This is a genomic window from Caldalkalibacillus uzonensis (assembly GCF_030814135.1).
Taxonomy (GTDB): Bacteria; Bacillota; Bacilli; order Caldalkalibacillales; family Caldalkalibacillaceae; genus Caldalkalibacillus; species Caldalkalibacillus uzonensis.
Genome location: NZ_JAUSUQ010000003.1, coordinates 135,173 through 161,626, shown reverse-complemented (window position 1 = coordinate 161,626; position 26,454 = coordinate 135,173). Strand labels below are relative to the sequence as shown.

Below are 26,454 nucleotides of genomic sequence, written 5' to 3'. Positions count from 1 at the left end.
GTGGGAGGAAGGTCATGTTGATTGATGAAATTAGTCAGTGGGTGGACAAACATCGTGAGGAGATTTTAAATCTTAACAAGGAATTAGTCTCTATTCCAAGTGAAAACCGTTACCCGTACGGAGATGAGAAAAAAGTTCAGGATGTTGTCTATGCCAAATTAAAAGATCTCGGGTGCGTGGTGGATATGTTTTTGCCAACAGATGTCCCCGGTCTAGAAGAACATCCTGCTTACTTGGGAAATCGTCATTATAAGAACAGGCCTAATGTTGTAGGAAAAAAGCCAGGGGCTGGAGGAGGACGATCCATACTATTTTCGGGACATGTGGATACGGTTCCGGTGGGGGATGACCCTTGGACGGTCGACCCTTTTTCAGGCATTGTCAAAGATGGGAAGCAATACGGTCTAGGTGTTTTTGATATGAAGGGTGGGCTGGTGGCCGCCATGATGGCCCTGAAAGCCCTGTCTGACTTAGGCATTCAACTGAAAGGTGATGTCACCATCGAATCAGTGGTGGATGAAGAATATGGGGGAGCCAATGGCACGCTAGCCTGCCGTTTGCGGGGATACAAGGCGGATATTGCTATTATTCCAGAACCGAGTAATCTTTCCATTTGTCCGGTTAATCAGGGAGGAAGTATGTATAGAATCACCTACAAGGGACGGCCGGGGAGATCGTTTAGTGGGGAAAGGCTTGAAAATCCTGTATTTGCCGGAAGTCGATTTTTAAACATATTTAGAGATTATGAGAAGTACCACGGGAAAAAAAGGTCAACCAATAAGTATTTTGCCGACGGTCCCAATCTTCCGGCCTATGTCCAGGGGGTGAAAGCAGGTCCGGTTCATTTGCCTCTATGTGATCGGGTGCCCAGTTCTTGTGTGATCGATGTATGGATTCAGTGCTATCCAGAGACAACAGAAGAAGACCTCTATCAAGATTTTACAGAATTTTATAAAAAGAGGGCGGAGCAAGATGAAATTTTGAAACATGTCAAGCCGACGATAGAGAAATTGATTCGGTATCTGCCTGGGTCCGGTATACCCGAGGATCATGAGATTATCTCTATAACCAAAAGAATTTCACTGAGTTTTTATAAAGACGGGCTTCCGGTACACGGTGCTCCTTTTGCTTGCGATTCGTTTATGTTTAATGTCTATAGTGATACTCCGGCTTTGATCTGGGGCCCAAAAGGGGCTAATGCCCATGCCCCTGATGAATATATCTTCGTTGATGATTTCCTTAATTTAGTCAAAATGTATGCCTTAACAATGATTGAGTGGTGCGGCGTGAGCAAGTAAGAGAGAAGACGATAACATGACAATGAATCACTAGTATAACCGGAGGGTATCTGATGGAAATAGATAAAGTGCCTGCCTTAAAAAAACTCACCAGAGACTTGAAGATAAAACCAAGGAAGATGACATGGGAGGATATAGTTACTCATCCTTATTTATGGCTGCTACCTAGTTTAATTTTAATGTTCATTGTCACTTTTATCCCCATCGTAGAATTGTTTATCACTTCTTTTTCTAGAGTTAGCTTGGCGGGTGTCAGGCACGAGATTACCGGATTTGAAAATTATGTGGCTGTTTCTTCTAAGCCTACTTTTTATATGGTTCTGAAAAATACCTTGATATGGACAGTGGCAGTCGTCGGGTTCAGTACTATTTTATCCTTGGGAATAGCTATCTTACTAAATCAAAAATTTATAGGGCGCCGATTAGTCAGAGCAGCATTAATCGTCCCATGGGCTGTATCATTAATTATTACGTCTGCAATTTGGAAATGGATCCTTGATTACAACTATGGAACACTGAACTATCTACTGTCCAAGTTTAATTTGATTAACGAAAATATTTACTGGTTGGCATCCCCTTCTTTATCTTTCCCGCTCATGATATGGGTCGGTATTTTTGTTACCTTACCTTTTACTTCATTTGTTATTTTATCTGGATTGCAAACCATCAGCAATGACTTATATGAGGCCGCCAGTATTGATGGAGCGGATGGTTGGAAGAGGTTCTTCTTTATTACTCTGCCTTTAATAAAACAACCACTCACCGTTAGTGTTGTTCTCAACACCATTTACGTCTTTAATTCCTTTCCCATCATATGGACGATTACACAAGGAGATCCTGTCAATCAAACAGATACCGTGATCACCTATTTGTACAAACTGGCCTTTCAAACGAACAAGATGGGTGAGGCGGCAGCGGTGTCAGTGATAAGCTTTTTATTATTACTTGCCTTTACTATTGTTTATGTTTCCATCGTGTTAAGGAGGGAACGTTGATGGTTCATCCATCTAGAATACAAAAAGGATTGACGTTATTGGCGGCCTACTTTTTGGTCGTGGTCTTACTGTTTCCTTACGTCGTTATGCTTGTCACTGCACTGAAAAGCAGATCTGAGGTCTATTCGATTCCGCCTACGTTTTTCCCTAGAGAATGGACAGTGAGTAACTTTTTAGAGATTTGGACGGTTATTCCTTTGTCAACATATATTTGGAATACAATCTTAATCGCAACTGGTTCAACATTGTTAACCCTGTTTTGTGCCATACCAGCCGCTTATGTATTATCTCGGAGGCAGTTTGTTGGTAAGCGTGCTTATATGTATCTCGTCTTAATTACCCAAATGTTTTCACCCATTGTTTTACTTGTGGGTTTGTTTCGAGTGATCCAATGGTTAGGGTTGATGGATTCTATATGGGGTCTGGTCCTTGTTAATGCCGCCTTTACCCAGGCTTTTGCCATATGGCTGCTGACGGGGTATTTTTCAACCATTCCCCGGGAGTTGGAACAGGCGGCTTGGATAGACGGTTGTTCAAAGCTGAAAACGCTGGTCAAGATTGTTCTCCCCTTGGCCACGCCGGGGATTATCACAACAGTGATCTTTGTTTTTATCATGGCTTGGAATGAGTTTGTTGTAGCCTTGACCATTATCTCGTCAGATGTCTCCCGTCCGCTAACTGTTGGGATATATGCTTTTTTTGGTAAATATGATGTGCAGTGGCAATACCTGTTTGCTACTTCACTGGTGGCAACCATCCCGGTGATTATTCTGTTCCTGGCAATCGAGAAGTATTTGGTCAGCGGTTTAACGGCTGGTGGAGTTAAAGATTAATAGAAATGGTAGAGGAGTTGAACAAATGATGGAATTAATTGATACTCCTTCACTTGTTGTTGATGCAGCCGCTCTTGAGCATAACTTGAAAAAAATGGCCGACTTGGCCAAAGCGAAAGGAGTGAAACTTCGGCCACACACAAAAACACACAAATCTCCTTACATCGCCTTAAAACAATTGGAGATGGGAGCAACCGGGATCACAGTAGCTAAATTGGGAGAGGCAGAGGTCATGCGGCAGCATGGTATCACAGACATTCTCATCGCCTATCCTATCGTGGGGAAGAACAAATTGGATCGCTTGGCCCGATTGGCGCGCCATACAGATGTCACAGTGGCTCTCGATAGTGTAGAGGTTGGAAAAGGAATTTCCGCTGTTGGCGAAAAACTGGGGAAAAAGATTCCTGTCTATGTTGAAGTCGATACAGGATTGAAGCGATGTGGACGTGATCCAGGAGATGAAACGTTACGTCTAATCTGCGAGTTAAAGGATTTGCCGTATATTGAAATCGCAGGGTTGATGACGCATGGGGGTTATGCATATCAGGCCGAAACATCCCAAGAATTGCAAAAGTTCAGTCAACAAGAAGGAAACATATTAGTTCAACTGAAAGAAAGAGTCAGGAAGATTTTGGGTCTTGATATTCGAGAAGTAAGTGTGGGTTCAACTCCAACAGCGCTAAACCCTATACAAATAGCAGGGGTGACCGAAATGAGACCGGGTACATATGTCTTTAATGATGCCACACTTCTGCAGATGGGCCTCGTGGAGGAAACAGAGTGCGCCTTAAGTGTATATGCTACGGTCGTCAGTACCCCTGCACCAGATCGATTTATCGTGGATGCGGGTTCCAAAACATTAACTTCTGATAAAGGGAAGCTTACACAGGGATACGGTCTCATCCGTCATTCATCTGGAGTGTGGATTACTTGGCTATCGGAAGAACATGGAATTGTGCAATTAACACATCCTCACGCCTATAAAATCGGGGATGTGCTTAAAATCATTCCTAATCATGTCTGCCCGGTTGTCAATTTGGCTGATGAATTCATCCTGATCAAAAACAACAAGGTAATCGAAACGATAAAAATAGAAGCAAGAGGGAAAAACAAATGAACATACCTAGCAGATTTTATGTTACTGAGCGGAACTATGGCTGTAGGATCGACCGCTGGAGCACATATAAAGGGATACGCACCATCGTGATGCAGAACGAGTTAATACGCCTATCTTTTATGTTAGATAAAGGAACTGATGTGTTTGAACTTTTATACAAACCCAAAGATATAGATTTCTTGTGGCGTGCACCTCTTGGGACCCGCCATCCCAATCATCTTTCTTCCATTGAACAACCGGAAGGGGCTTTTTTCGATCATTTTCACGGAGGATGGCAGGAAATCTTTCCAGCCGGAGGCGGTCCGTCATTATATAAAGGAGCCCTCTTAGGGTTTCATGGCGAAGTCGCAACAAATATCTGGGATTATGAAGTTTTAAAAGACGACCCCGATTGTGTCGAAGTCAAATTTACAGTTAGAACACTTCGAACACCATTTGTTTTGGAAAAAATCGTTTCTATAAAAGCTGGAAAACCCGTGATTTATATTGATGAAAAGATAACCAACTACGGTCAAATTGATTTGTACTATATGTGGGGACACCATCCCAGCTTTGGAGCACCCTTTCTAAATTCTTATTGTCGTTTAGATTTGCCAGCGTGTTTGGTCATGACTCATCCAGTGTTGTACAGTCAGAATAGCCGATTTTTACCAAATCAAACATTTAAATGGCCATACGCAGTGGACCGCTACGGGAAGAAAGTTGATTTACGATTGATCCCTGGAAAGGAAGCCAAGACAGCAGATATGCTGTATGCCACTCAGTTCACAGAGGGATGGTTTGCGTTAACAAATATGGAGCAAGGGATTGGTATTGGCATGGTTTGGGATGCAAAAGATTTCCCTTTTGTCTGGATATGGCAAGAGTTTGGCGGCAGTATGGAATACCCTTGGTATGGGAATGCGTATACACTGGCTGTTGAACCCTTTACCAGTCTTCCCGGAAAGGAGGAAAGGGGATTAAACGGTTCAGTTATCAATGGTACAGCAGAATTGATCAGAAAGGGCAGCAGTGTCCAAAAAAAGCTGAACGTTATTATTTATGAAGCTGACTCAGATGTTAAAAGCATCAATTCATCTGGAACGGTTATCTTTGCCACAAAAAAGGAGGTGAACAATCGTGATTGCGGGATGTGTCAGTATTGACATTACACCTGACCTAGGAACCCCTATAGGGGGGAATATCAGGGAAGACAATATATCTCGCGGTATTCATGACCCTCTCTATGCCAATATATTATACTTTAACAATTCCCAAAATGAACTCCTGTTTGTTGGACTGGACATTATTGGTATCCATCGTGCGTTTGGTAAGGCTATCAAGGATCGTATCCATTCCATTCACCGTATACCTAAAGAGCATATTATTCTGTTTGCCACTCATACGCACTCAGGTCCCGATGTCATGGAAGCTTTTAAGGATGGATACCACCCTCTTGTCCAATCGTATTTAAAAATTCTAGAGGATAAAGTAGTCCAGGGAGTCCACGAATGTAAGCAGAATACGTGGCCTGCCCAGTTGAGACTCGGTAAAGGCGTTGAGTATGCTTTAAGTTTTAATCGTCGTCTGATCATGAAAGATGGGATATTACGGATGAACTGGGAAGATATCGATCCCAGAGAGGTGGATCGTGTGGCCGGGCCGATTGATCCGGAGCTATATGTTTTAACAGTACATGATCGTCATGATTCGATAAGAGCCATGTTAATCAACTTTACACTTCATCCCGCTGTATTAGTCGGGAAAGATTGGTTGTTTTCACGTGATTATATTCATCGTTTAACGGAAGCTTTGCAGAAGGAACTCCGTCACGATCTTGTGGTCCTTTTTGCTAATGGTGCAGAAGGAAATATTAACCATATCGACATCAAAAATCCCAATCAGACGAGATCTTTTGATGAGGCAGATCGCATAGGCTATGCCTTATATAAAAAGGTATTAAAAGTATTTAATGATTCCCAATATTTTATCAGTAATGATATAAATGTTTGTTCAGTTAAGATTGATCTGCCTAGAAGATCAATTACAGGTAAAGAGTTCAATGACGCTCTTTCCCTGTTCCACAAAACCAAGGGGAAAATTCCGTCATTATTAGATGGAGTACCGGACGAAGTTTATGCCAAAGAGATTATCCTGCTCTTTAAAGAAAACAAAAGTAAGGTCACAACAGAACTGCAAGCAGTGCATCTTGGTGATACAGCCATTGTTTGTCTTCCTGGCGAATTTTTTGTGGAACAAGGACTAGCCATTAAGGAGAGATCACCATATAAACATACAATGGTTTTTGGATTGGCCAATGATTATATCGGCTATGTTCCAACTGAAGAAGCTTTTGAGCAGGGAGGATACGAAGTTAGAACGGCACGGACCAGTCAATTAGCCCCTCATGCCGGAAAGATTGTCGTAGAAAAAGCACTCAGTATGCTCCATCTGCTTAGAGGGGGTGATTGTTGATTTTAGGTCAAGAAACTAGGATGTGATAGTACCGACTGTTCTTAAATCAATTTTTAAAGGGGGATTTAGGATGATGAAAAAGAGAAGATTTTTCTGGCTGTTCTTTGCTCTCCTGTTTATTGTATCAATGATGGCAGGTTGTTTCCAGAGTACAGGTTCGGAGGGTGAAGGGGGTGTTGAATCAGATAGTGGGGAAGCAACAGGAAGTTCTGAACAGGTAGAAATTCATTTTGTTGCTGCTCAGTACAGTCATGCGACAGAGCCATTTTTAAGACAGCTCATTGAGGAGTTTGAGTCTGAAAATCCGGATATCAAAGTGAAACTTGATGTTATTGGGTGGGATGTATTGGAGCAAAGAGTGAATACGATGGTGGCAACCAATCAAACCCCTGATATATTAAACCTTAATCATTTTGCAGCCTTTGTTGAGGACGATCTTTTGCTACCGATTGAGGAGGCTATTTCTCCTGAGCTCAAGAATAAGTTTTATGATTCATTTTATGAGGCTGGGGCCGTTGATGGTACCCAATATGCAATCCCGTTCCTCGCGTCCATACGCGGCTTATACTATAATAAAGACTTGTTTGAACAGGCAGGGATAACAGAACCTCCGGTAACATGGGAAGAATTGCGTCAAACAGCAAAGACCATAAAAGAAAAGACAGGAATTGATGGATTTGGTGTCCCTATGACCACATTAGAAGGTCAGGCATACTTCTCTTATTTCATCTGGGGGAATGGTGGGGACTGGAAAGATGGGGAACAGTGGGTTTTGAATTCGTCTGAAAATGTTGAAGCAATGGAGTTCTTGTACCAATTGGTCCGGGAAGATCAAGTGACAAACCCTGAGCCAACCGCTATCAATCGTGATGAATTACAGAAAGTGTTCGGAGCTGGGCAAGTGGGGATGATGATTACAGCCAATTTCTTACCGACTGTTTTGGCGGCTGAATTCCCGGATTTAAACTACGGTGTTGCCCCTATTCCAATCAACGAAGGGAAAGAGCCTTTCAATCTTGGCGTTCAGGATTTTCTGATGGTATTCAAGTCTACCCAACATCCAGAAGCAATAGGACGGTTTTTAGACTTTTTCTATGAAGATCAGCGTTATGAAGCCTTCATGAATGCTGAAGGGATGTTACCTGCAACAAAAACGACTGGAGAAATGATGGCCCAGAAGGATGAATTAAATGCCCAGTTTATTGAGCAGTTACCTTTGGCTAAATTCTATCCTCTGACCGATCCAAAATTTACAGAGTTGCGCCTGGAGACGATTAATGCTGTGCAAGAAATCTTACTAGGGCAGAAATCAGCACAAGAGGCTCTCGATGAATTACAAAAGAAGGCTGAGTAACAACAGGATATTTTTTAAAATGGTCATTTTTAAACATTGTAGGAGGACATTGTCTCCTCTTACCATCCTTTCCCTTCTGTTATAGCTAAAGTTAAAAACGGTACACACAAGGGGTGATAGATGATGAAATATGACTTTGGGCAATTAGAACAAAAAGTATATACTGCCGTAACAGCTGACATATTAGATGATCTGGGCCTACGTGCGCAAGTGATGGAACACCATATCCGTCCCATTGACCCTTCATTTAGTGTGATAGGGAGAGCTTTTACTATTCTTGCTACTGATGTTTACGAGATTCCAGAACACCCTTATAAAAAAGAACTAGAAGCGGTTGATGCATTAAATGAAGGGGATATTGTAGTGGCAACCACAAACGGCTCAACAAGCAGCGGCTTTTGGGGAGAGCTGCTAAGCACTGCGGCAATGGTCAAGGGATCAAGAGGGGCCATCATTGACGGATTTACCAGGGATAGCCGAAAGATTATTGAAATGGGATTTCCAACCTTTACAAGAGGATTTCATCCCCATGATTCAAAAGGGAGAACTGACGTGATTAACTATCAAGTCCCCATTGAATGCGGCGGTGTTAAGGTGTTTCCAGGCGATATCATTGTTGCTGATCATGATGGAATTGTCGTTGTTCCTCAAACTTGTGCAGCCCAAGTGTTTGAAAGAGTATTAAAAAAAGTGGATGGAGAAAACGCTATGCGTAAAGCACTTCAACAGGGAATGGGCATTGTAGAGGCATATAAAAAGTATAATATTTTATAATGTCGGAGTTACAGATAAGGAAATTGATGTAACTGGGGGGAAGGTTGTTGCTCAACACTAATAAAAAAATCGACGTAAAACTCACACATAAAATCAGTATTTTGGAATACGTCAGATGCCGTATAAGAACCACGAAACCACAGATTGCTAAAGATCTTGGAATCAGTACCCCAACCGCCTCCTCGTTAGTTGATGAGCTAATCGAAGAAGGTTATTTAAAAGTTGACGGAACAGGGAGTTCAACCGAACTCGGTGGTAAACGTCCGAAAATTATTGCTTTCCATCCGCGCGGAAAAAGCATTATAGCAGTACATCTCGGGATTGAACTGTTGGATATGGCATTGATTGATTTATCCGCTAGCATTTTATTTCGGATACAAGAACGAAATAGGCGTGATGAAAGTAAGGAGCAGTTACTCCATAAGTTGACGCTTCAAGTTGGTGAGTTGATCAAGAAAGCAGAGGACTTGAAGATTCCGGTCTTAGGGATTGGAGTCGGAAGCCCGGGGCTTGTAGAAACAAAGACAGGAACCATTCGTGATGCTTCCAATTTTAGCATCCTAAATAATGTAAATTTAGGAGATTTGTTATCAGAACGATTTAATAAGCCAGTCTGGGTTGACAACGAATGTAAAAATTTAAGTTTAGCTGAAAAATGGTTTGGTCAGGATGAAGCCCAAACAATAATCTCTTTAATGACCGATGGTGGAATTGGTGCGGGTGTGATTATCGATAACCAAATGATGAGAGGAATTGATGATAGTTTTGGTGAGATTGGACACACCACGCTTAACTTCAATGGTCCTAAATGTCGATGTGGAAATCGAGGGTGTTGGGAAACTTATGCTTCATCAGATGCCTTATTAAAACAGGTATCCGAAAATATGAACCAAACAACATGGTTAAAACAAATGGTTGATTCAGCTGAAGACTTGACACTTCCGTTAATTGCAAAAGCGGTTGAAAACGGTGATCCTGTTGTTGAACAGATCGCGATCTATGATCTTGGAACCTATTTGGGAATTGGTATTGCTAATCTGGTGAACACATTCAATCCTGAATTGGTGATCATACATGGAGAAATGTCATGCTTAGGTGAACGATTACTGGAACATATTCGTTATGAGATGCACATGCGTGCGCTTCCTATTCCAGCTGCTCGGGTAAACCTAAAATTTTCAAAATTAGGTCGTAATGCCAACATCATGGGAGCAGGGGCCCTTGTTCTCAAAGAACTATTTGAAAACCCGGAGTGTCTGTTCAACAGTTAATCCTAACCCTTTGAAAAAACTTATTTGTCTTTTCATCTATTGGAATTCCTTTTTGATCCAAGCATACAATGAAAAAGGAGTGTTTCTGATGTCCAAAATCGAAGAGAAATTAAAAAGATTAGGGATTAATTTGCCTGAGGCACCAAGACCTGCTGCAGAGTATGTGCCTGCGAGGACAGTGGGAAATCTCGTCTACACCTCAGGCCAAGATTGCAGGGTTAACGGGGTATTGAAATATAAAGGAAAAGTAGGGAAAGATCTCACTGTAGAAGAGGGCTATGATGCAGCCAGACAAACCATGATTAATCTATTAGCCGTTTTAAAAGAACACATAGGTGATCTAGATCGGATCAAACAAGTGGTTAAATTACTGGGATTTGTCAATTCCGCAGAAGGGTTTGTTGAGCAACCATATGTCATCAATGGAGCTTCCGAGTTGTTGGAAGAAATTTTTGGGGAACGGGGTAAACATGCCAGATCCGCAATTTCGGCTAATGAACTTCCATTTGATACCCCGGTGGAAATTGAAATGATTGTTGAAATTGAGTAGAAACTGAGCGTCTGAAGGGCATGGGTTTTTAGTTGTCTTGAATATTTTAATAAAGGAACCCCTACACTAAAAGGAGGAGAGCGGTTGGTGCAGGCCGAACTTGTTTTTGATGCCAAGGCCACCCTTGGTGAAGGACCTTCCTGGGATGTGAAAAAGAAACGTCTCTATTGGGTTGATATTGATCAAAAAAAGGTCCATATCTATGATCCGAACCGTAATGAAAATACATCCCTGGAAATTGGCCAGCTTGTAAGCGCCGTCGTACCACGGGAATCAGGCGGGCTTGTGATGGTAACGGAAAATGGGTTTTTTACGTTTGATTTTGACACGCGGCAATTATGCCCGATTGCTGACCCCGAAAGTCACTTGCCTGAAAATCGATTTAATGACGGTAAATGTGATGCAATGGGGCGTTTTTGGGCAGGAACCATGCATAAGAAGGAATTCCCAGAGCAAGGATCATTATACTGTCTCGAGACTAATAAGGTAAACAGAGTGTTAAATCATGTAAGCATCTCTAATGGTATCTCATGGTCACCAGATAACCAAATTTTCTATTATGTTGATACTCCGACAAAAGAGGTCGTCGCCTTTGATTTTGATCTTGACTCAGGAGAACTAAAAAATAAAAGAGTTGTGGTGAGAATACCAGACGGCGCCGGCGTTCCGGATGGAATGACAACGGACACTGAAGGCATGATCTGGGTCGCTCATTGGGGTGGGTATAAAGTGACCCGCTGGAATCCCATGACAGGTGATTTATTAGACACCATCCATTTGCCCGTCGCTAAGGTGACGTCATGTGTTTTTGGAGGTGATGATTTAGACCATTTATATATTACAACAGCCAGAGTAGGACTAAGCGATGAAGAACGCTTAAAGCAACCTTATGCAGGAGGGCTTTTCTGCGTTAAAACGAAAGTGAAAGGCTTGCCTACTTATCCATTTAAGGGCTAAGATTCTCACTGTTGTTACATCCATTCAGTAGCGGTGCAACCTGGCCTTTCAAGGCTGGGTTTTTGTTATGGTTAAATTGTTCAATAATATAAAACTATGTTTTGACAAAACGTACGCATAATGGTATCCTATATACTAAGAAAAGAGTGAAAACTATGAATAAAATCAATAAAAACCGGTTTGGTTGGGCAATTTAACTTAAATGGAGGAACTTGGTTCGAGGAGGGAAGGGAGCCCTATCAGCCTATAATACGACCACGACAAAGAGGAGGAGAAGTTCGTGTCAAATAAAGCGAATGCTGTCAAGATGAAAGATAACGACAATGTTGCCACAGCTGTTCGTGATTTAAGCAAAGGTGAGAAGGGACGGGTTAAGATCAACCAGGGAGAGATGGCAGAGGTTGATCTGTTAGATGACATTCCTTTTGGACACAAATTTGCGCTGCTTGACATTCCAAAAGGGGCTTCGGTAATCAAGTACGGGGAAGAGATCGGCATTGCCACCCAAGATATCCATTGCGGGGAACATGTTCATATCCACAACGTCGATAGCGTGAGAGGCAAAGGGACAGCACAAGGGGCTTGATCAATAGATTAATGATGGAATAGGAGACGATGACAAATGAAATTTAAAGGGTATGTTCGTTCGGATGGACGAGTGGGAATCCGTAATCATCTTCTTGTTTTACCAACGACCATTGCCAGTACTGAAACAGCTAAGTACATAGCTAAAGGTGCAGAAGAGGCTGTTTCTCTCTCTAACCAGGTAGGCCGGACTTTGGCCCAAGAAGACTTTGACCAAGTGTGGCGAACTTTAAAGGGGTTTGGCACCCATCCTAACGTAGCTGCCGTCTTGGTGGTTGGTCTGGGGGGAGAGGACATTAATGCGGCCCAACTGGCTGAAGAGATACGTCAGACAGGGAAACGGGCAGAAGTTTTGATCATTAAGGAAGAAGGAGGAGTGGCCAAGACCATTAAAAAAGGCATTGAGGTGCTGAAGGAATTAAAACAGGAAGCTGACCGTATGCAAACAGAAGAGGTCGGTGTGGAAAACTTGATGATCGGGATTGAATGTGGTGGATCCGATACCACTTCCGGGTTGGCAGCCAATCCTGCGGCAGGGGTTGCTTCTGATCTCCTGGTGGAACAAGGGGGAACCACTTTTCTATCTGAAACCCCGGAACTGATCGGAGCAGAGCATATCCTGGCCCGCAATGCGGCCAGTCCTGAAGTTGGAAAACAGATTTTAGAGACCGTCTACCGTTATGAAGAAAACTTAAAGCGCTCCGGTGTCGACTTTAGGGGAGCACAGCCCAGTCCTGGAAATATTCGGGGTGGTTTGACCACCATAGAGGAAAAATCACTAGGAGCGATATACAAATCTGGTCTTGCTCCCATACAGGGGGTTTTAAAATATGCTGAAGCACCTGTGAGTCCAGGTCATTATCTGATGGATTCTCCGGGCTATGACATTGAATCAGTTACAGGGATGATTGCCGGTGGTGCCCAGATCATTATTTTTACTACTGGAAGAGGAACACCGGTCGGCTCACCGATTTGTCCTGTGATCAAGGTTTGCGGCAATCCTCAAACAGTGAAGAGGATGATCGATAACATCGATGTGGATGCGTCCAAAATTATCGAAGGAGAAAAGACGATTGATGAGGTAGGCAAATCTATTTTTGATCTCATTGTTGAGGTGGCTAATGGCCGCTTCACTAAGTCGGAGCAACATGGCTTTACGGAATTTGCCATTAACCGAGTCATTTGATTCTCTGTTGCCGGATCGTGGTCAGTTAAACCTTTTTCATGCAGGTAAGGTGAAAGTTTGAGAGGATGGAAAAAAGAAGGGAGATGGCCAAGGGTGTATCAGTTTGAGGGAAAAGTGGTTTGGGTGACAGGGAGCAGTACGGGGATTGGTCGGGCTGCTGCCTTAGCTTTTGCAGAGCATGGTGCAGATGTGATTGTTCATGCCAATCGGAGTGTGAAGCCGGCCCAGGAGCTGGTACAAGAGATTGAACAACAAGGACGGCGTGCCCTGCTCGTGCAAGGGGATGTGGCAGACCGGGAGCAGGTGAAGAAAATGGTGGGCGAGGTCGAGGAAGCGTTTGGACGTTTGGATGTATTAGTCAATAATGCGGGTTCAATGATTAAACGGGCGCGGCTGAACGAGTTAGATGAAGAACTGTGGCAGCGGGTGATCGATGTTAATTTAACCTCGGTGTATCTGGTTACCAAATATGCATTGCCGTTATTGCAAGCCCAGCCTAAGGCGAAGGTGATCAATACCACCTCTGTGGCAGCACGTAACGGTGGCGGACTCGGCAGCATTGCTTACGCCACTTCAAAGGGAGGGGTCAGCACTCTAACCCGCGCTTTAGCCAAAGATTTGGCCGAATACAATATTCTTGTTAACGGTGTAGCACCTGGGATTATAGATACACCTTTTCACGAGCAGTTTACTGCTCCTGAAGTCTTTAAAAAAATGGTGAGCACCATCCCGCTCGGCCGCGCCGGAACACCGCAAGATACCGTGGGTGCTATCTTGTTCCTGGCCTCCGATTATGCAGACTATTTAACAGGGGAAATCATCGAAGTGAACGGCGGGCAGTTGATGGACTAGGGAAATAGATAAGGTGGAGGAATGACAATGATTTTGGAACGGGTAAATGTACCGCTGGCAGGCGGTTATGAGATCGACTTGCCGAAGATGATGAGGGTGAAACAGCACTTTAATGCTGATAGGTTGGAAGATATCGAAGGTGAAGTGGTCAAGCAAATGCAGGCCAAATTGGTGCCAGATGTTTTCCAGGGGAAGCGGGTGGCGGTTGCAGCAGGCAGTCGTGGGATTGCTAATCTGGCTGCGATTGTCAAAAGCACCATCACTCAACTAAAAGCCTGGGGAGCGGAGCCGTTTATTGTTCCGGCCATGGGCAGCCACGGGGGTGCAACCGCTCAAGGCCAGGCTAAGATTTTAGCTGACTATGGCATCGACGAGAAAACGATGGGTGTTCCGGTCATTTCCTCGATGGATGTGGTCGAATTGACCAAGTTGGATAACGGCATGCCTGTCTATCTGGATAAGGAGGCCTCACAGGCCGATTTGATTGTGGTGGTCAATCGCATTAAGCCCCATACTGATTTTAAAGGGGATTTTGAGAGCGGACTGCTTAAGATGCTCGGTATCGGTCTGGGTAAGCATAAAGGGGCTACTACCCTTCATTCTTATGGATTTGATCAATTCCATGACCTCATTCCCAAAACGGGAAAAGCCATTCTTGAAAAGGCCCCTGTCGCTTTTGGGATCGGGATTGTTGAAAACGCCTATGATGAAACAGCCAAACTGGAAGTGATTCCTGCTGAGGATATTGTTGAACGGGAAAAATCACTGCTGATTGAAGCTAAGCAAAATATGCCTAAGTTACTGGTTTCAGAAATCGATGTTTTAATTGTGGATGAAATTGGTAAAAACATTAGCGGTTCAGGCATGGACCCTAACATCACAGGCCGGCCCGGATCTAAACTTCCCGGCTTTTCCGCTCCGCCGATACAAAAAGTGGTCGTGCTGGATTTGACAGAGAAAACCCATGGCAATGCCACTGGTATTGGTATGGCTGACGTGACCACGCTGCACTGTGTGAACAAAATCGATTTCAGTTATACCTATGCGAATTGCATTACTTCAACCGTGCTGGAAGGGGCTAAGCTGCCGCTTATCATGAACAACGATAAAGAAGCGATTATCGTGGCCCTCAAAACCTGTAACCGGGTAACACCGGAACGGGCTAAGATCGTCCGAATTAAAAATACCCTGGAATTGAATGAGATCTATCTTTCAGAGGCTTATCTGCATGAAATTCGCAGCCAGGACAAGATCACCATTCTCTCTGAGCCTGGAGAAATGCGCTTTGATGAACAAGGATATTTGCTAGATTAGACAGATATGACTTGATTAGACCATGAGAGTTGGGGGAACGTCTATGATGGTAAAAGGATACGTTAGGCCGGATGGTCGCGCGGGGATACGGAATCATGTTCTTATCCTGCCGTCCGTCCTGTGTTCATCGGAAACCTGTGAGCAGATTGCGGCCCAGGTGAAGGGGGCAGTTACCCTGGCCAACCAGGCCGGTTGTGCCCAGGTAGGGGATGATGTTCAGCAGACCAAGCGGACGTTGGCAGGATTCGGAATGAATCCTAATGTGGCAGCCGTTCTGGTCGTTGGTTTGGGGTGTGAGAGTGTTGATCCATACGGTCTGGCCCAAGAGATAGAAAAGTCCGGAAAGCCGGTGGAAACGCTGGTGATTCAGGAAGCTGGGGGAACGGTCAAAACAATTGAACAAGGGGTTCAGTTGGCGAAGAAGTTAAAAGCAATCGCTGACACACAGCCTCGACAAGATATTGCTTGGAATCAGCTAAGTATAGGTATTCAATATGGTGACGAGACGACATCAACCCAAAGAGCGGCGATGCCGGCGGTAGAATGGGCCAGTGCTCGTTTGGCTGAACAAGGGGCTATCGTCCTCCGCACAAAAGAAATGGAAACGCTGACGATTGATGGCCAACTAAGGTACGGTGAGCAGCCGAGAGAACAAGGACAGTACTTGATGGCCGGCGGCACCAGTGATGCGGAAGGTATTACCGGGATGATTGCTGGGGGAGCCAGCTTAATTCTTTATGCAACGGGAGAAGGGAATCCTGTTGGCTCTCCCATCTCTCCAGTCATTAAAGTGTGCGGTGACCCCGAACTGATGTCCATCATGGGGGAAGAGCTGGATATAGACGCCAGCGGTATCCTGGAAAAGACGCATACCATCCCTGAGATCGGTCAGATGATTTTGTCTGATATCGGGAACGTAACCAACGGCAAAGCGACTAAGAATGAAGAACTTGGTTTTTCGGAATTTGCCATCCATCGTGTCTTACCCAGCTTCTAGACTTGTCACAAGGATAATGCAAAGGGAGGAGAAAGTTGTGAGTAAGCCATACAGGCCTCGGGTCAATAGCCCGGTCAATCCTTATAAAGAAAATGTTCAAGGCAAGGCTAATGAGCCGATTACGGTGGCAGGGCTTCTGGATCAAGCGAAGCAATGGTTGGGAGAAGAAGCAAAGCATATCCAGCCTGGTTGGACTTTGGAGGAAATTTATGACCGGTTGGAAGAAAATTGCCCACGGATTGCGATTATCGGTGGATCTGCCGATCACCCTGCTCACATATTGGATCAGTATACGGTCTCCCGGGCGGCGCTTAAGATCTGGCTAGAGGGTGGCGTTCCGTTTTATTTCAGCACACCTGTCCTGTGTGATGGAACAGCTCAGAGCAACATGGGCATGAGCTATTCTCTCCAAAGCCGTAATGCCATCGCTGAAGTCGTGGCCAACCAGATGGAAGCCCATTCTTATCATGGTGCTTTTGTCATTCAAGGCTGTGATAAACAGCCGCTCGGTGTGTTGAGCGGATTGGCCATGGTCGACCGGACACGGCGCATTAGAGGAGAAGCGCCTCTGTTTGCCACCTTTGCTCCTTCGCACGTGCTTAAAGGAGGAGAAATCCCGGCGGATCTCATGAGCGAGTTGCATGAGGTGGCAGAGCGTGCCCGGAAAATGGGCTACCCGGAGATCGCTGACGATCTTCTGGATGCCTCCAGCTTTATCTTACAATGTTCCTCAAACACTGCTTTTCAAGGGGTTTTTCTGCGAGCTGTTGAAAAAGGGGTAATCACCCCGGAGCAACATAAAGATTTTGAAAAGCGATTGGCGGTTAACACTTGTGATGCTGCTGGCGGGATCTGTGCTTTTCATGGTACCGGAAACAGCTCTAGGGATATCACTGCTGGCTTTGGTCTTGTTCACCCTAATCTTGAATTATTGACAGAGCCGCCTACCCAGGAACAATTGAATCCGGCGATCGAATCACTGTTTGGAATTATTAACCGTCCGGAGTGCAGTGTAACAGAGCTGCTCAAGGCTAACATAGCCAATGCTGTTCGTATTCACAGTGCCGGTGGCGGTTCCAGCAATCTGATGATGCATATCGTTGGAGCTATGTTATATGCCGGTTATGACTTTAGTCTGTGGGATGTCCGGGACATTCAGCAGGAATATCCCATTCCGGACCTGTTTGATTATAGCCTGACCGAGGGGCGAGACATTTTCGTTCTGGCCCAGCAATGTTGTTCAGGCCTCATTCGGGGAATGGAAACACTCTTTTACGAGTTGCTCAATAATGGCGTTCCCATGGATACTGATGCCATGACCGTAACCGGACAGACTTGGGCCGAGCGCTTGGCGGATACAAAGGGCTTAAGCGCTGACAATGTGAAGGATAACCCCATCATTCTCAGCAAACCGAGACGCCCGTTTAGCGGGGTGGATGTCCTCGAAGGAAACTTCTTTGAGAGCGCTGTTGTCAAGATCAGCGGCATGCCCACTCACCAACTGGATAAATTTGATGAAAAGGTCTCATTTGTCCTTTATTTTGAAAACGAAGATGAGGCCAATGCCCAGCTTTTGAATGTCAACCTGTTGGATGACCTTCGTCAGAAGAAAACTTTCGCCCACGAGCATCTGCTTAAGATGTGGGCCCATAATCAGCCGGAGACGTTCCAAAACGCACAAAACTTAGACTATGATTCTCTCTTCAAGCGTATGGTGCAGGAAGAGATTTTAAAAATTGCAGTGATCATTGCCGGACAAGGTCCGGAGGCATACGGTATGCCTGAGATGTTTACACCCATGCAGCACATTAATGCCAACCGGCAATTACAGAAACTGGCTACATTGATTAGCGATGGACGCTACTCCGGTGTCTCCTACGGTGCAGCTATCGGTCATATGACACCGGAGGCGTACCAAGGAGGAGGAATCCTCTACCTGCAAGAAGGAGATTTGCTGCTCCTGCGTTTCCGGGCTAAACGGATTGAACTGCTCGACGCAGAAAAGTTCCAAGAGGGACAGGTTGAATTGTATCAGGGCGACTTGGAAACTGAACGAGCCCAGTTAGGTGAAGAACGTAAGCAACGTATGAGACGGCGCCAGAAAGAGGTGGCACCAGGCAACCGTCTAGCTGGATGTACTGATGCGGCCCATGGTGTTGTACCCTTAGTAGTCAAAATGGATGCTGACATTCCTTACAAAAGAAAAGCAAATCGTTCAATAAAAGTGACTTAAACCAAACTGAATCAATGAACTAAGGTGAACCAAGAAAGGGATGTGAACAGGATGCAGGAATCAAGAGCCTTCCTTCGCTCACTGGGTTTTCCGGAGCGGGATTTATACGAACTTCCTGACTCAGAGAAACGCTTTCCTGATGGGGCCCAATATCGGATTGAACTGCCCAGCGTTGAAGGCCCTCGTGCCTTGGAGGCCACACTGGAAGAAATCGACCGCCATGGAATTACCGTACACCGTGTGTCCCAAGGAAGCGGCATTATGCTCTTGACTGATGACGAAATTGTAGAGATGAACCGGATGTGCGCTGAGCGGGGCATGGAGCTCAGCTTGTTTGTGGGCCCGAGAGGAACCTGGGATATCAGTGCCCAACCCTTCACCAAAGCAGGATCTTCTATTGCTTTAAGACATGAAGGGGCAGATCAGTTGGTCTATGCCATGGAAGATTTAAAGAGAGGGGCCAGCCTGGGTCTCAGAGGGGCGTTAGTCGCTGATGAAGGGCTGCTCTATTTGACTAAGAAAATGAAAGAAAAAGGGTTGCTGCCTAAGGATTTTGTGGTCAAAGTTTCTGTGCAGTTAGCCGCTGCCAATCCTGTGTCTGTGAAAATAATACAGGACCTGGGTGCTGACACGTTTAACGTGCCCACGGCGTTGACCCTTCCCAAGCTGGCAGCCATCCGCCAGGCAATTGATATTCCCATTGACCTTTATGTTGAAGTGCCTGACAACTTTGGCGGGTTCATCCGTCACTATGAAATACCGGAGTTGATCCGTATATTAGCTCCTGTTTATATCAAATTTGGTTTGCGTAATCATCCTGATGTATATCCATCTGGGCTCCATTGGGAAGCAACCAATATTCAGCTGTGCCGGGAGCGGGTTCGTCGAGCTGCCTTAGGCATACAAATCATTGAACGTTATTATCCTGAAGCAAAAACATCGAAGCTGGGAGCGAGTGATTTAGGCATTCCCCAAGTGAGCGTGCGCCAGGGGGATAACAGATGAATTGCCAAAAAAGTATTGAAACCGGTTTTCTGTTTTGGTTCATAGAAGGAGGGTATTATGAAGCCTAATGTGTTTATTGCCAATCCTATTCCGGCTGACATTGAGGCCTATATTGGTCAACACTGCCAGTACCGCAAATGGGATCGGTCTGAGCCTATTCCCCGTGGCAAGCTCCTCGAGGAGGTAAGAGATGCAGAGGGCCTCCTGCTGCATGGCCTTAAGGTGGATGAGGAGTTGTTGGCTCATGCGCCTCATCTGAGAGTGATTAGCACCATCTCCGTCGGTTATAACAACTTTGATATAGGTGCCATGCGTAAAAGAAAAGTGCTAGGTACCCATACCCCATACGTGTTAGATGATACTGTAGCCGATCTGGTTTTTGCCCTTATCTTAAGCAGTGCCCGGCGCATAGCGGAACTGGATCGTTATGTGAAAGAAGGGAAATGGAAAAAGGGTGATAACGAGAACTTATTTGGTATTGACGTTCATCATCGTACTCTCGGTATCATCGGCATGGGTCGTATCGGAGAAAAGGTGGCCAAACGAGCCAAGTTAGGCTTTGATATGGAGGTACTCTATTATAACCGCCGCCAGAAACCGGAAATAGAAGAGCGCTTAGGCGTCACCTATGTCTCTTTGGAGACCCTTTTGCGCCAGTCAGACTTTATCGTACTGCTTACTCCCTTAACCCCGCAGACAGTTCAGCTGATTGGGGACGATCAATTTCAGTTAATGAAGGAAGAAGCCATTTTCATCAATGCGTCTAGAGGTCAGACAGTGGATGAACAGGCGCTAGTCCGTGCTTTACAAAGCGGACGGATACGAGGGGCTGGTTTGGACGTCTTTCAGCAAGAGCCAATCCCGCCGGATCATCCTTTGCTTGCTTTGCCCAACGTGGTGACTGTTCCCCACATTGGTTCTGCAACCCATCAAACGCGCCGGGATATGGCCAGGGTGGCTGCAGAAAACCTGGTTAAGGCGTTACAAGGTGATTCTTCCTGCTACGTTGTACCAGAATTAAAAGATCTTATCTTATCCTGAGATCAACGAAAAGATTGGAACATATTAGGAGGTTATTCGCTATGAAGCTAGTCACTTTTTCATTTAATGGTCTTACTCGTGTGGGTGCCTTAGTTGATCAACAAGTGGTGGACCTGAACGCTGCCTATACGGCCTTGTTGGCCGATAAAGGTGAAGCAAGCCCAGTACTTGTTGCGCAGGCCATGGTTCCCTCTGAGATGCTCACCTTCTTGGAACGAGGGGAAGCTGCTCTTGCCGAAGCCAAAAAAGCAATGGATTACGCTTTAGGGTCCCCAGGTTCAGGCTTGAACGGGGAACGATTGATTTACGCCGTAGACGAAGTGAAATTAAAAGCCCCGATTCCCCGGCCTGGAAAACTGGTTTGTGTCGGTTTAAACTATGTGGACCACTGTGAGGAGACAGGAATGGATATTCCCAAATCCCCTGTGATTTTTTCCAAGTACGCTAACGCTGTCGTTGGGCCCGATGATGCTATTCTGCTGCCTCCTAACTCAGATCAGGTAGACTATGAAGCGGAACTGGCGTTTGTGATAGGCAAGAAAGCAAAACAAGTGAGCGAAAGCGAAGCCATGGCGTATATTGCCGGTTATACCATTATCAACGATGTCAGTGCCCGGGACATTCAGCTGGGAGATGGGCAATGGGTCAGAGGTAAATCCCCCGATTCATTTGCTCCGATGGGACCAGTGCTGGTGACGAAAGACGAAATTGAAGATCCCCACCAACTGGACATTAAGCTGCATCTCAATGGAGAAACAATGCAAGATTCAAATACGAAAAATTTGATCTTTAACATACCCTATATCTTATCCTATCTCTCTCAATCCATGACCTTTGAACCTGGGGATGTCATTGCCACTGGTACGCCTCCGGGAGTGGGGATGTCCCGTGAACCTCAAGTCTTTTTGAAAGATGGAGATGAAGTTATCGTTGAGGTAGAAAAGATTGGAAAACTGCGCAACGTTGTTAAAGGGAATCAATAATTCCTGATATGGGCAGGGTTGTGCTAGAACAAGACACGTGTGATGGAGCATGCCTCCATCACTTTTTTCAGATTTAAGCCCCTTTTCTTACTTGCAAAGAAATGTGGTGATCATGTGAATTGGAAAATGATTTTATTATGTACGATTTGGGGAACAAACTGGGTAGTGATGAGCACGGCCCTCTATTATTTTTCTCCGCTTATGTTTTCAGCTCTCCGCTTCATGCTCGGCTCAGCCGTTTTACTTTTGTTTTGTCTGATCCGTAAAATTCCACTGCCCAAAAAAGAAGACTGGAAATGGTACGCTTTATGCGGAGTTCTGCAGATCAGTTGCGTGTTTGCCATCACCCAGTCTGCCTTGCAATTTGTTGAAATAGGAATTGCTTCCATTTTGGCCTTTACGATGCCTTTTTGGCTAACCATGATGGCCCACTTTTTTATTCCTGGCGAACAAATGACAAGGTTTCACCTGTTGGGTCTTGGCATTGGATTTGGGGGACTGTTTCTGGTCCTCGATGTCAATCCCTGGGCTCTGGAATGGACAGGAACGGTGTTTGTGGTTCAAACTCTTTGTCTCATCGCTGCTGTCTCCTGGGCCACGGCTAGCCTGATCATCAAAAAAGTGCTTAACGGTCGGAATCAAATTCAGTTGACCGCCTACCAAATGGTGGTGGGGACCATTGTTTTATTTTTGTTCACCTTCACCATTGAGTCTGAACCGATGGCTAGCTGGAACGGTATGGCTGTGTTTTGCTTGATTTTTGCTGGAATGATTGCCTCCGCGCTGGCCTATTTTCTGTGGTCGCATATCCTTTCCTCAGGGGGGGCGGGACAATCCTCCATCTCCCTTTTGCTGGTTCCGGTGATAGGAACGTTATCCGGGTGGGTGTTTCTAGGGGAAACCCTCGCGGTTGATACGTTGGTCGGTATTGGGTTGGTTCTGGCAGGAATTTGGATTGTCAACCGCAAGCAGACAGGAGCAGAGAAGAAGGGACCTCCTGCTCCAGTGAATCATCAACAGAAAGGCGCCTTGTAAACCATGTTCATCGTGCTCAGTTTACTCGTTTGGTGCTTTGTCGTGAATACTTTTGTCCAAAATGCAGCGCTGGAATATGTGACCGGCTTGCTCGCCCTGCTTGCCTTAGTTATGGCGTTTAGACAAGCGGAGCGTCTCTTTCAAGTGAGCAGTGTGATTTTTTGTGCGGCAGGGAGCGGTCTTTTCTTGTCGAACGGCGGGACATTGCATGAATTACCCCTGCTGTTAACCTCATTTGCTGTCATTTTGGTGTTGTTCTATGTTCTGCCGTTTATTAACAGTATGATCATAACGGGACGTTATGATCAATCGGTCAGTAAGCTGTTGAAAGCGCATGTGCAGCATTTTGGCCAACTATATGGACGAGGGTTAAGCGCCAGCTTTTTGCTGGGCTCCTTTTTGAATATCGCCATGCTCCCCCTTGTCTATGGTGTGTTGACCAAACACTTAAGATCGCTGCCAGAACGACTTGCACATCTTTTTATCAGCAGCTCTATGCTAAGAGGATATGCCTTGTGCCTTGCCTGGAGTCCCATGGAAGTACTAGTGGCTATTACCGTTGATATAACAGGCACTGGCTATCTCACCTTTCTGCCATGGCTGTTATTGATTGCCCTCACCTTGCTTGTGATCGACGGAGGCCTCGGTTATTTACGTTTTCGAGCCTGGCGGATACATGATCATATGGAACAGACAAGAGAAAAACTGGATTGGTCTGTTTATCGACGCATAGGGTTGTTAATGTGTTATTTGGCTCTGTTTATTGTTTGTGTCACTGTTGTCAAACAGTTGTTTCAGCTTAACTTTCTGTTATCTGTATCATTGGTCATTGTACCTTTTTCGTTTGTTTGGGCTTTTATGATTGGGCGGCTGCGTACTTTTTTTATTTATAGTTTGAAGCAGTGGCGAGAGAGAGTCTCTACTCTCCACAGTTATGTTCTTCTCTTTCTCAGTATGGGTTTGTTTATCGGTGCCTTAAGGGATTCCCAATGGATCGATTATTTACAAGCACCCTTTATCTTTTTAGCAGGGCAGCCGATTTTCTTGTTCGTGACCATCCAAGTGATGTTCCTGGGTCTGGCCTTGATTGGATTTCATCCTCTGGTGACAATGGGGTTGGTCGGTGAAATGGTGCAGCCACTATTGATGTGGATGAACCCGGTTAGCATTGGCCTTGTGCTGATTACGTCCAGTTTAGCAACAGTAATGGCGGGGCCGTTCAATGTCTCTGTGATCTTGACCGGCAATTTGCTCAAGGAAAACCCCTATAAGATCATGGTGTGGAACTTGACTTTTGCGTTTTTGTTTGGCGGGACGGGGAGTATAGTCGCTTGGGCCTTGCTCTAATATGTTATCTGAAATTTTTATTTACTTTATATTTTTGTTCGTGTATAATTCTTATATAGAGAAATGAGTTTTATATTATAAAACATAATCTATTATTATCGTCTCTTGTAAACGCTTAAGTCAGTTCAAAGTGGGGGGATTAGGAAGTGACACAGAAATTGAAAGTTGTTGTAACTGACTATGAGTATTACGATTTACGCTACGAAGAACGTGTTCTCCAGGCCTTGCCTGATGTGGAATTGGTTAAGGGACAAGCTCGTACAGAGGACGAGGTTATCGAGATCGCCAAAGATGCTGATGGTATCATCAATCAATATGCTCCGATTTCAGCCAAAGTTATTGAACAGCTGGAAAAATGTAAGGTGATTTCCCGCTATGGAGTTGGTGTTAATACAATTGACATTCCCAAGGCGACGGAAAAAGGGATTTACGTGGCTAATGTGCCTGATTACTGTATGGATGAAGTGTCTGATCATACACTGGCTCTGTTGATGAGCTGGGCCAGGAAGGTGGTTCTTCTCAACCAATATGTGAAAAATGGGGTTTGGGATTTTAAAAAAGGCATCCCCATTCACCGTTTCCAAACTCAGACTGTCGGTGTTTTAGGGTTTGGGCGGATTCCTCGCAGTCTGGTCAAAAAGTTAATCGCGATCGGCTTTAATGTGCTCGTGTACGATCCGTACGTACCGGAGGATGTGATCCACGAGGCTCAAGCTGAGCCAGCTTCATTGGAAGAGATTTTTAGAAAAGCGGATTTTGTCTCTGTTCACATCCCATTAACTGACGAGACAAAAGGCTTGATTAACAAGGATCTCTTTAAACTCGCTAAGAAAAACCTTGTGATTGTCAATACGGCGAGGGGACCGGTCATCAATGAGCAAGACTTGATTGAAGCCCTGCAAGCGGGGCAGATTGCCGGTGCGGCGCTGGACGTAGTCGAGATTGAACCGATTCAGCCTGACAATCCTTTACTCACAATGGATAATGTGATATTAACACCCCATGTAGCCTGGTACTCGGAAGAATCTGAGGATGAGATGCGCAGTAAGTGTGCCAGAAATGTTTTGGAAGCGCTCCAAGGCCAAACGCCGACATACTTGGTCAACAAAGACGTACTAAATGTACTCAAAAAGTAGGTGGACATGATCTCATCATTCGGTTCACAGCGGAATGAGGCTTAAGCATCATTCCGTCCTAGTATAAAAATTATAAAAATCAAAGGGGGAAAAAAGATGAAAAAAACATTTTTAATCTTCGGTATGCTAGTGCTGGTTTTGGCTCTGGCAGCTTGCGGAGGTGATTCTGGCACAAGCTCAAATGGCGAAGCAGAGCAAGAGGAAGAACAGAGCGCGCCTGCTGGAGAGACGATTCGCATTGATATCGCTAGTGTTTATGAAGAAAAATCAGCTCCGGCCAAAGGGGCAGCCAAATTCGCCGAGTTGGTTAATGAGCGTTCCAATGGAGAGATTGAAGTTAATTTCTTCCCTAACGGGGCTCTGGGTACTGAACGAGAAAACTTTGAAGCTGTTCGTGCCGGCGATCTGGAGATGGTCCTAGGGGGATATCAAGGTGTTGATATGTATGCTCCCGAATACATGTTCTTTACAGCACCGTTCTTATTCCAAAGCATGGAGCATATGCAAGCTGCTTTATACGGGGACCTTGGAGAGCAGATGTTTGCCGAAATGGCTGATGCCGGCTTGCAAATCATCGGAACCAATATTCGCGGTGCCCGCCATATGACCGCTAACAAACCGATTGAAACACCCGATGATGTAAAGGGCCTGAACTTGCGTTTGCCTGAAATTGAAGCCTGGATTGCGTCCTGGGAAGCCATTGGTGCCTCTCCAACGCCTGTTGCTTTGCCTGAATTATACGGGGCTTTGCAAACCGGGGTTGTGGAAGCGTCTGAAGGTCCGTACGAGCAAATTTATACGTTTAAATTACAAGAAGTTCAAGACTATCTGATCAACACTGGCCATATCTATGAAGCAACCTTTATGTGGATGAACAAAGATTTATGGGATTCCTTAAGCCCCGAACACCAGCAGTTGATCCAAGAAGCAGCAGAAGAAGCAATGGCTTATGCCGATGCTGAGGCTGTGTCTGATGCCGAGCAATTCTATCAAGAGTTGCAAGAGGCAGGTATGCAAGTGGTTGAAATAGACAAAGAAGCGTTTGTTGAACAGGCTCAACCTGGATTGGAGCGTTTCTTCCAAGAGTCTTGGACTGTGACATCTTTGGAAGAAATTAACGCTCTCCTGGACTAGAAA

At 45.1% G+C, this 26,454-nt stretch carries 24 protein-coding genes; all 24 read left to right on the top strand.

The features are described 5' to 3' along the window. The first annotated feature begins 14 nt into the window (after positions 1-14). Positions 15-1,298: a M20/M25/M40 family metallo-hydrolase gene (locus J2S00_RS05360; RefSeq protein ID WP_307336448.1), complete on the top strand. Its 1,284-nt coding sequence runs from the start codon at positions 15-17 to the stop codon at positions 1,296-1,298. Between the two features lie 53 nt (positions 1,299-1,351). Next, on the top strand, positions 1,352-2,293 hold the full coding sequence (locus J2S00_RS05355) for a carbohydrate ABC transporter permease (RefSeq protein WP_307336446.1): 942 nt from the start codon (positions 1,352-1,354) through the stop codon (positions 2,291-2,293). Next, positions 2,293-3,126 (top strand): carbohydrate ABC transporter permease, encoded by an 834-nt coding sequence (locus tag J2S00_RS05350; protein ID WP_307336443.1) that lies wholly within the window; start codon positions 2,293-2,295, stop codon positions 3,124-3,126. Before J2S00_RS05355 ends, J2S00_RS05350 begins: the two co-directional genes overlap by 1 nt. Before the next feature lie 25 nt (positions 3,127-3,151). Then, positions 3,152-4,243: an alanine racemase gene (locus tag J2S00_RS05345; protein ID WP_307336441.1), complete on the top strand. Its 1,092-nt coding sequence runs from the start codon at positions 3,152-3,154 to the stop codon at positions 4,241-4,243. Further along, positions 4,240-5,388 carry a DUF4432 family protein gene (locus tag J2S00_RS05340; protein WP_307336438.1) on the top strand — a complete coding sequence of 383 codons (1,149 nt, stop codon included), beginning with the start codon at positions 4,240-4,242 and terminating at the stop codon, positions 5,386-5,388. The genes J2S00_RS05345 and J2S00_RS05340 overlap by 4 nt, the downstream gene beginning before the upstream one ends. Beyond that, the gene (locus J2S00_RS05335; RefSeq protein WP_307336435.1) at positions 5,363-6,697 is read left to right on the top strand and encodes a neutral/alkaline non-lysosomal ceramidase N-terminal domain-containing protein; all 1,335 of its coding nucleotides are present in this window, start codon (positions 5,363-5,365) and stop codon (positions 6,695-6,697) included. Before J2S00_RS05340 ends, J2S00_RS05335 begins: the two co-directional genes overlap by 26 nt. Positions 6,698-6,767: 70 nt before the next feature. Then, complete coding sequence (locus J2S00_RS05330) at positions 6,768-8,051, top strand: ABC transporter substrate-binding protein (RefSeq protein ID WP_307336432.1); 1,284 nt, start codon at positions 6,768-6,770, stop codon at positions 8,049-8,051. A 123-nt stretch (positions 8,052-8,174) separates the two neighbouring features. Then, complete coding sequence (locus tag J2S00_RS05325) at positions 8,175-8,825, top strand: RraA family protein (protein WP_307336429.1); 651 nt, start codon at positions 8,175-8,177, stop codon at positions 8,823-8,825. Between the two features lie 47 nt (positions 8,826-8,872). Beyond that, complete coding sequence (locus J2S00_RS05320) at positions 8,873-10,096, top strand: ROK family protein (protein ID WP_307336426.1); 1,224 nt, start codon at positions 8,873-8,875, stop codon at positions 10,094-10,096. A gap of 88 nt (positions 10,097-10,184) precedes the next feature. Then, positions 10,185-10,646, top strand: a complete 462-nt coding sequence (locus tag J2S00_RS05315) for a RidA family protein (RefSeq protein ID WP_307336423.1) — start codon at positions 10,185-10,187, stop codon at positions 10,644-10,646. 84 nt (positions 10,647-10,730) lie between these two features. After that, a complete protein-coding gene (locus J2S00_RS05310) occupies positions 10,731-11,603 on the top strand; it encodes an SMP-30/gluconolactonase/LRE family protein (RefSeq protein ID WP_307336421.1) in 873 nt (290 codons plus the stop codon). A gap of 280 nt (positions 11,604-11,883) precedes the next feature. Then, positions 11,884-12,189 (top strand): UxaA family hydrolase, encoded by a 306-nt coding sequence (locus tag J2S00_RS05305; protein WP_307336418.1) that lies wholly within the window; start codon positions 11,884-11,886, stop codon positions 12,187-12,189. Between the two features lie 36 nt (positions 12,190-12,225). Continuing rightward, positions 12,226-13,374, top strand: a complete 1,149-nt coding sequence (locus tag J2S00_RS05300; RefSeq protein ID WP_307336415.1) for a UxaA family hydrolase — start codon at positions 12,226-12,228, stop codon at positions 13,372-13,374. A 93-nt stretch (positions 13,375-13,467) separates the two neighbouring features. Next, complete coding sequence (locus J2S00_RS05295; protein ID WP_307336412.1) at positions 13,468-14,226, top strand: SDR family NAD(P)-dependent oxidoreductase; 759 nt, start codon at positions 13,468-13,470, stop codon at positions 14,224-14,226. A gap of 27 nt (positions 14,227-14,253) precedes the next feature. Beyond that, positions 14,254-15,540, top strand: coding sequence for a nickel pincer cofactor-dependent isomerase, group 22 (locus tag J2S00_RS05290; protein WP_307336409.1), 1,287 nt, complete (start codon positions 14,254-14,256; stop codon positions 15,538-15,540). Positions 15,541-15,583: 43 nt separating this feature from the next. Next, positions 15,584-16,537, top strand: a complete 954-nt coding sequence (locus J2S00_RS05285; RefSeq protein WP_307336405.1) for a UxaA family hydrolase — start codon at positions 15,584-15,586, stop codon at positions 16,535-16,537. Positions 16,538-16,574: 37 nt separating this feature from the next. Continuing rightward, positions 16,575-18,770 (top strand): dihydroxy-acid dehydratase domain-containing protein, encoded by a 2,196-nt coding sequence (locus J2S00_RS05280; RefSeq protein WP_307336402.1) that lies wholly within the window; start codon positions 16,575-16,577, stop codon positions 18,768-18,770. Positions 18,771-18,821: 51 nt separating this feature from the next. After that, the gene (locus J2S00_RS05275) at positions 18,822-19,775 is read left to right on the top strand and encodes a U32 family peptidase (protein ID WP_307336399.1); all 954 of its coding nucleotides are present in this window, start codon (positions 18,822-18,824) and stop codon (positions 19,773-19,775) included. A gap of 57 nt (positions 19,776-19,832) precedes the next feature. Continuing rightward, positions 19,833-20,816 (top strand): 2-hydroxyacid dehydrogenase, encoded by a 984-nt coding sequence (locus tag J2S00_RS05270; RefSeq protein WP_188623175.1) that lies wholly within the window; start codon positions 19,833-19,835, stop codon positions 20,814-20,816. A 41-nt stretch (positions 20,817-20,857) separates the two neighbouring features. Then, positions 20,858-21,799: a fumarylacetoacetate hydrolase family protein gene (locus J2S00_RS05265; RefSeq protein ID WP_307336394.1), complete on the top strand. Its 942-nt coding sequence runs from the start codon at positions 20,858-20,860 to the stop codon at positions 21,797-21,799. Between the two features lie 114 nt (positions 21,800-21,913). Next, positions 21,914-22,834 carry a DMT family transporter gene (locus J2S00_RS05260; protein ID WP_307336392.1) on the top strand — a complete coding sequence of 307 codons (921 nt, stop codon included), beginning with the start codon at positions 21,914-21,916 and terminating at the stop codon, positions 22,832-22,834. A gap of 42 nt (positions 22,835-22,876) precedes the next feature. Then, positions 22,877-24,181: a hypothetical protein gene (locus J2S00_RS05255; protein ID WP_307336389.1), complete on the top strand. Its 1,305-nt coding sequence runs from the start codon at positions 22,877-22,879 to the stop codon at positions 24,179-24,181. A 146-nt stretch (positions 24,182-24,327) separates the two neighbouring features. Continuing rightward, positions 24,328-25,317, top strand: coding sequence for a C-terminal binding protein (locus tag J2S00_RS05250; RefSeq protein ID WP_307336386.1), 990 nt, complete (start codon positions 24,328-24,330; stop codon positions 25,315-25,317). A 96-nt stretch (positions 25,318-25,413) separates the two neighbouring features. Continuing rightward, positions 25,414-26,451, top strand: coding sequence for a TRAP transporter substrate-binding protein (locus tag J2S00_RS05245; protein ID WP_307336384.1), 1,038 nt, complete (start codon positions 25,414-25,416; stop codon positions 26,449-26,451). Positions 26,452-26,454: the final 3 nt, after the last annotated feature.

Coding starts and splice junctions, on each gene's coding strand:
- J2S00_RS05360 (WP_307336448.1), top strand. CDS start 15: ATGTTGATTGATGAAATTAGTCAGTGGGTGGACAAACATCGTGAGGAG.
- J2S00_RS05355 (WP_307336446.1), top strand. CDS start 1,352: ATGGAAATAGATAAAGTGCCTGCCTTAAAAAAACTCACCAGAGACTTG.
- J2S00_RS05350 (WP_307336443.1), top strand. CDS start 2,293: ATGGTTCATCCATCTAGAATACAAAAAGGATTGACGTTATTGGCGGCC.
- J2S00_RS05345 (WP_307336441.1), top strand. CDS start 3,152: ATGATGGAATTAATTGATACTCCTTCACTTGTTGTTGATGCAGCCGCT.
- J2S00_RS05340 (WP_307336438.1), top strand. CDS start 4,240: ATGAACATACCTAGCAGATTTTATGTTACTGAGCGGAACTATGGCTGT.
- J2S00_RS05330 (WP_307336432.1), top strand. CDS start 6,768: ATGATGAAAAAGAGAAGATTTTTCTGGCTGTTCTTTGCTCTCCTGTTT.
- J2S00_RS05325 (WP_307336429.1), top strand. CDS start 8,175: ATGAAATATGACTTTGGGCAATTAGAACAAAAAGTATATACTGCCGTA.
- J2S00_RS05315 (WP_307336423.1), top strand. CDS start 10,185: ATGTCCAAAATCGAAGAGAAATTAAAAAGATTAGGGATTAATTTGCCT.
- J2S00_RS05300 (WP_307336415.1), top strand. CDS start 12,226: ATGAAATTTAAAGGGTATGTTCGTTCGGATGGACGAGTGGGAATCCGT.
- J2S00_RS05290 (WP_307336409.1), top strand. CDS start 14,254: ATGATTTTGGAACGGGTAAATGTACCGCTGGCAGGCGGTTATGAGATC.
- J2S00_RS05285 (WP_307336405.1), top strand. CDS start 15,584: ATGATGGTAAAAGGATACGTTAGGCCGGATGGTCGCGCGGGGATACGG.
- J2S00_RS05275 (WP_307336399.1), top strand. CDS start 18,822: ATGCAGGAATCAAGAGCCTTCCTTCGCTCACTGGGTTTTCCGGAGCGG.
- J2S00_RS05270 (WP_188623175.1), top strand. CDS start 19,833: ATGAAGCCTAATGTGTTTATTGCCAATCCTATTCCGGCTGACATTGAG.
- J2S00_RS05265 (WP_307336394.1), top strand. CDS start 20,858: ATGAAGCTAGTCACTTTTTCATTTAATGGTCTTACTCGTGTGGGTGCC.
- J2S00_RS05245 (WP_307336384.1), top strand. CDS start 25,414: ATGAAAAAAACATTTTTAATCTTCGGTATGCTAGTGCTGGTTTTGGCT.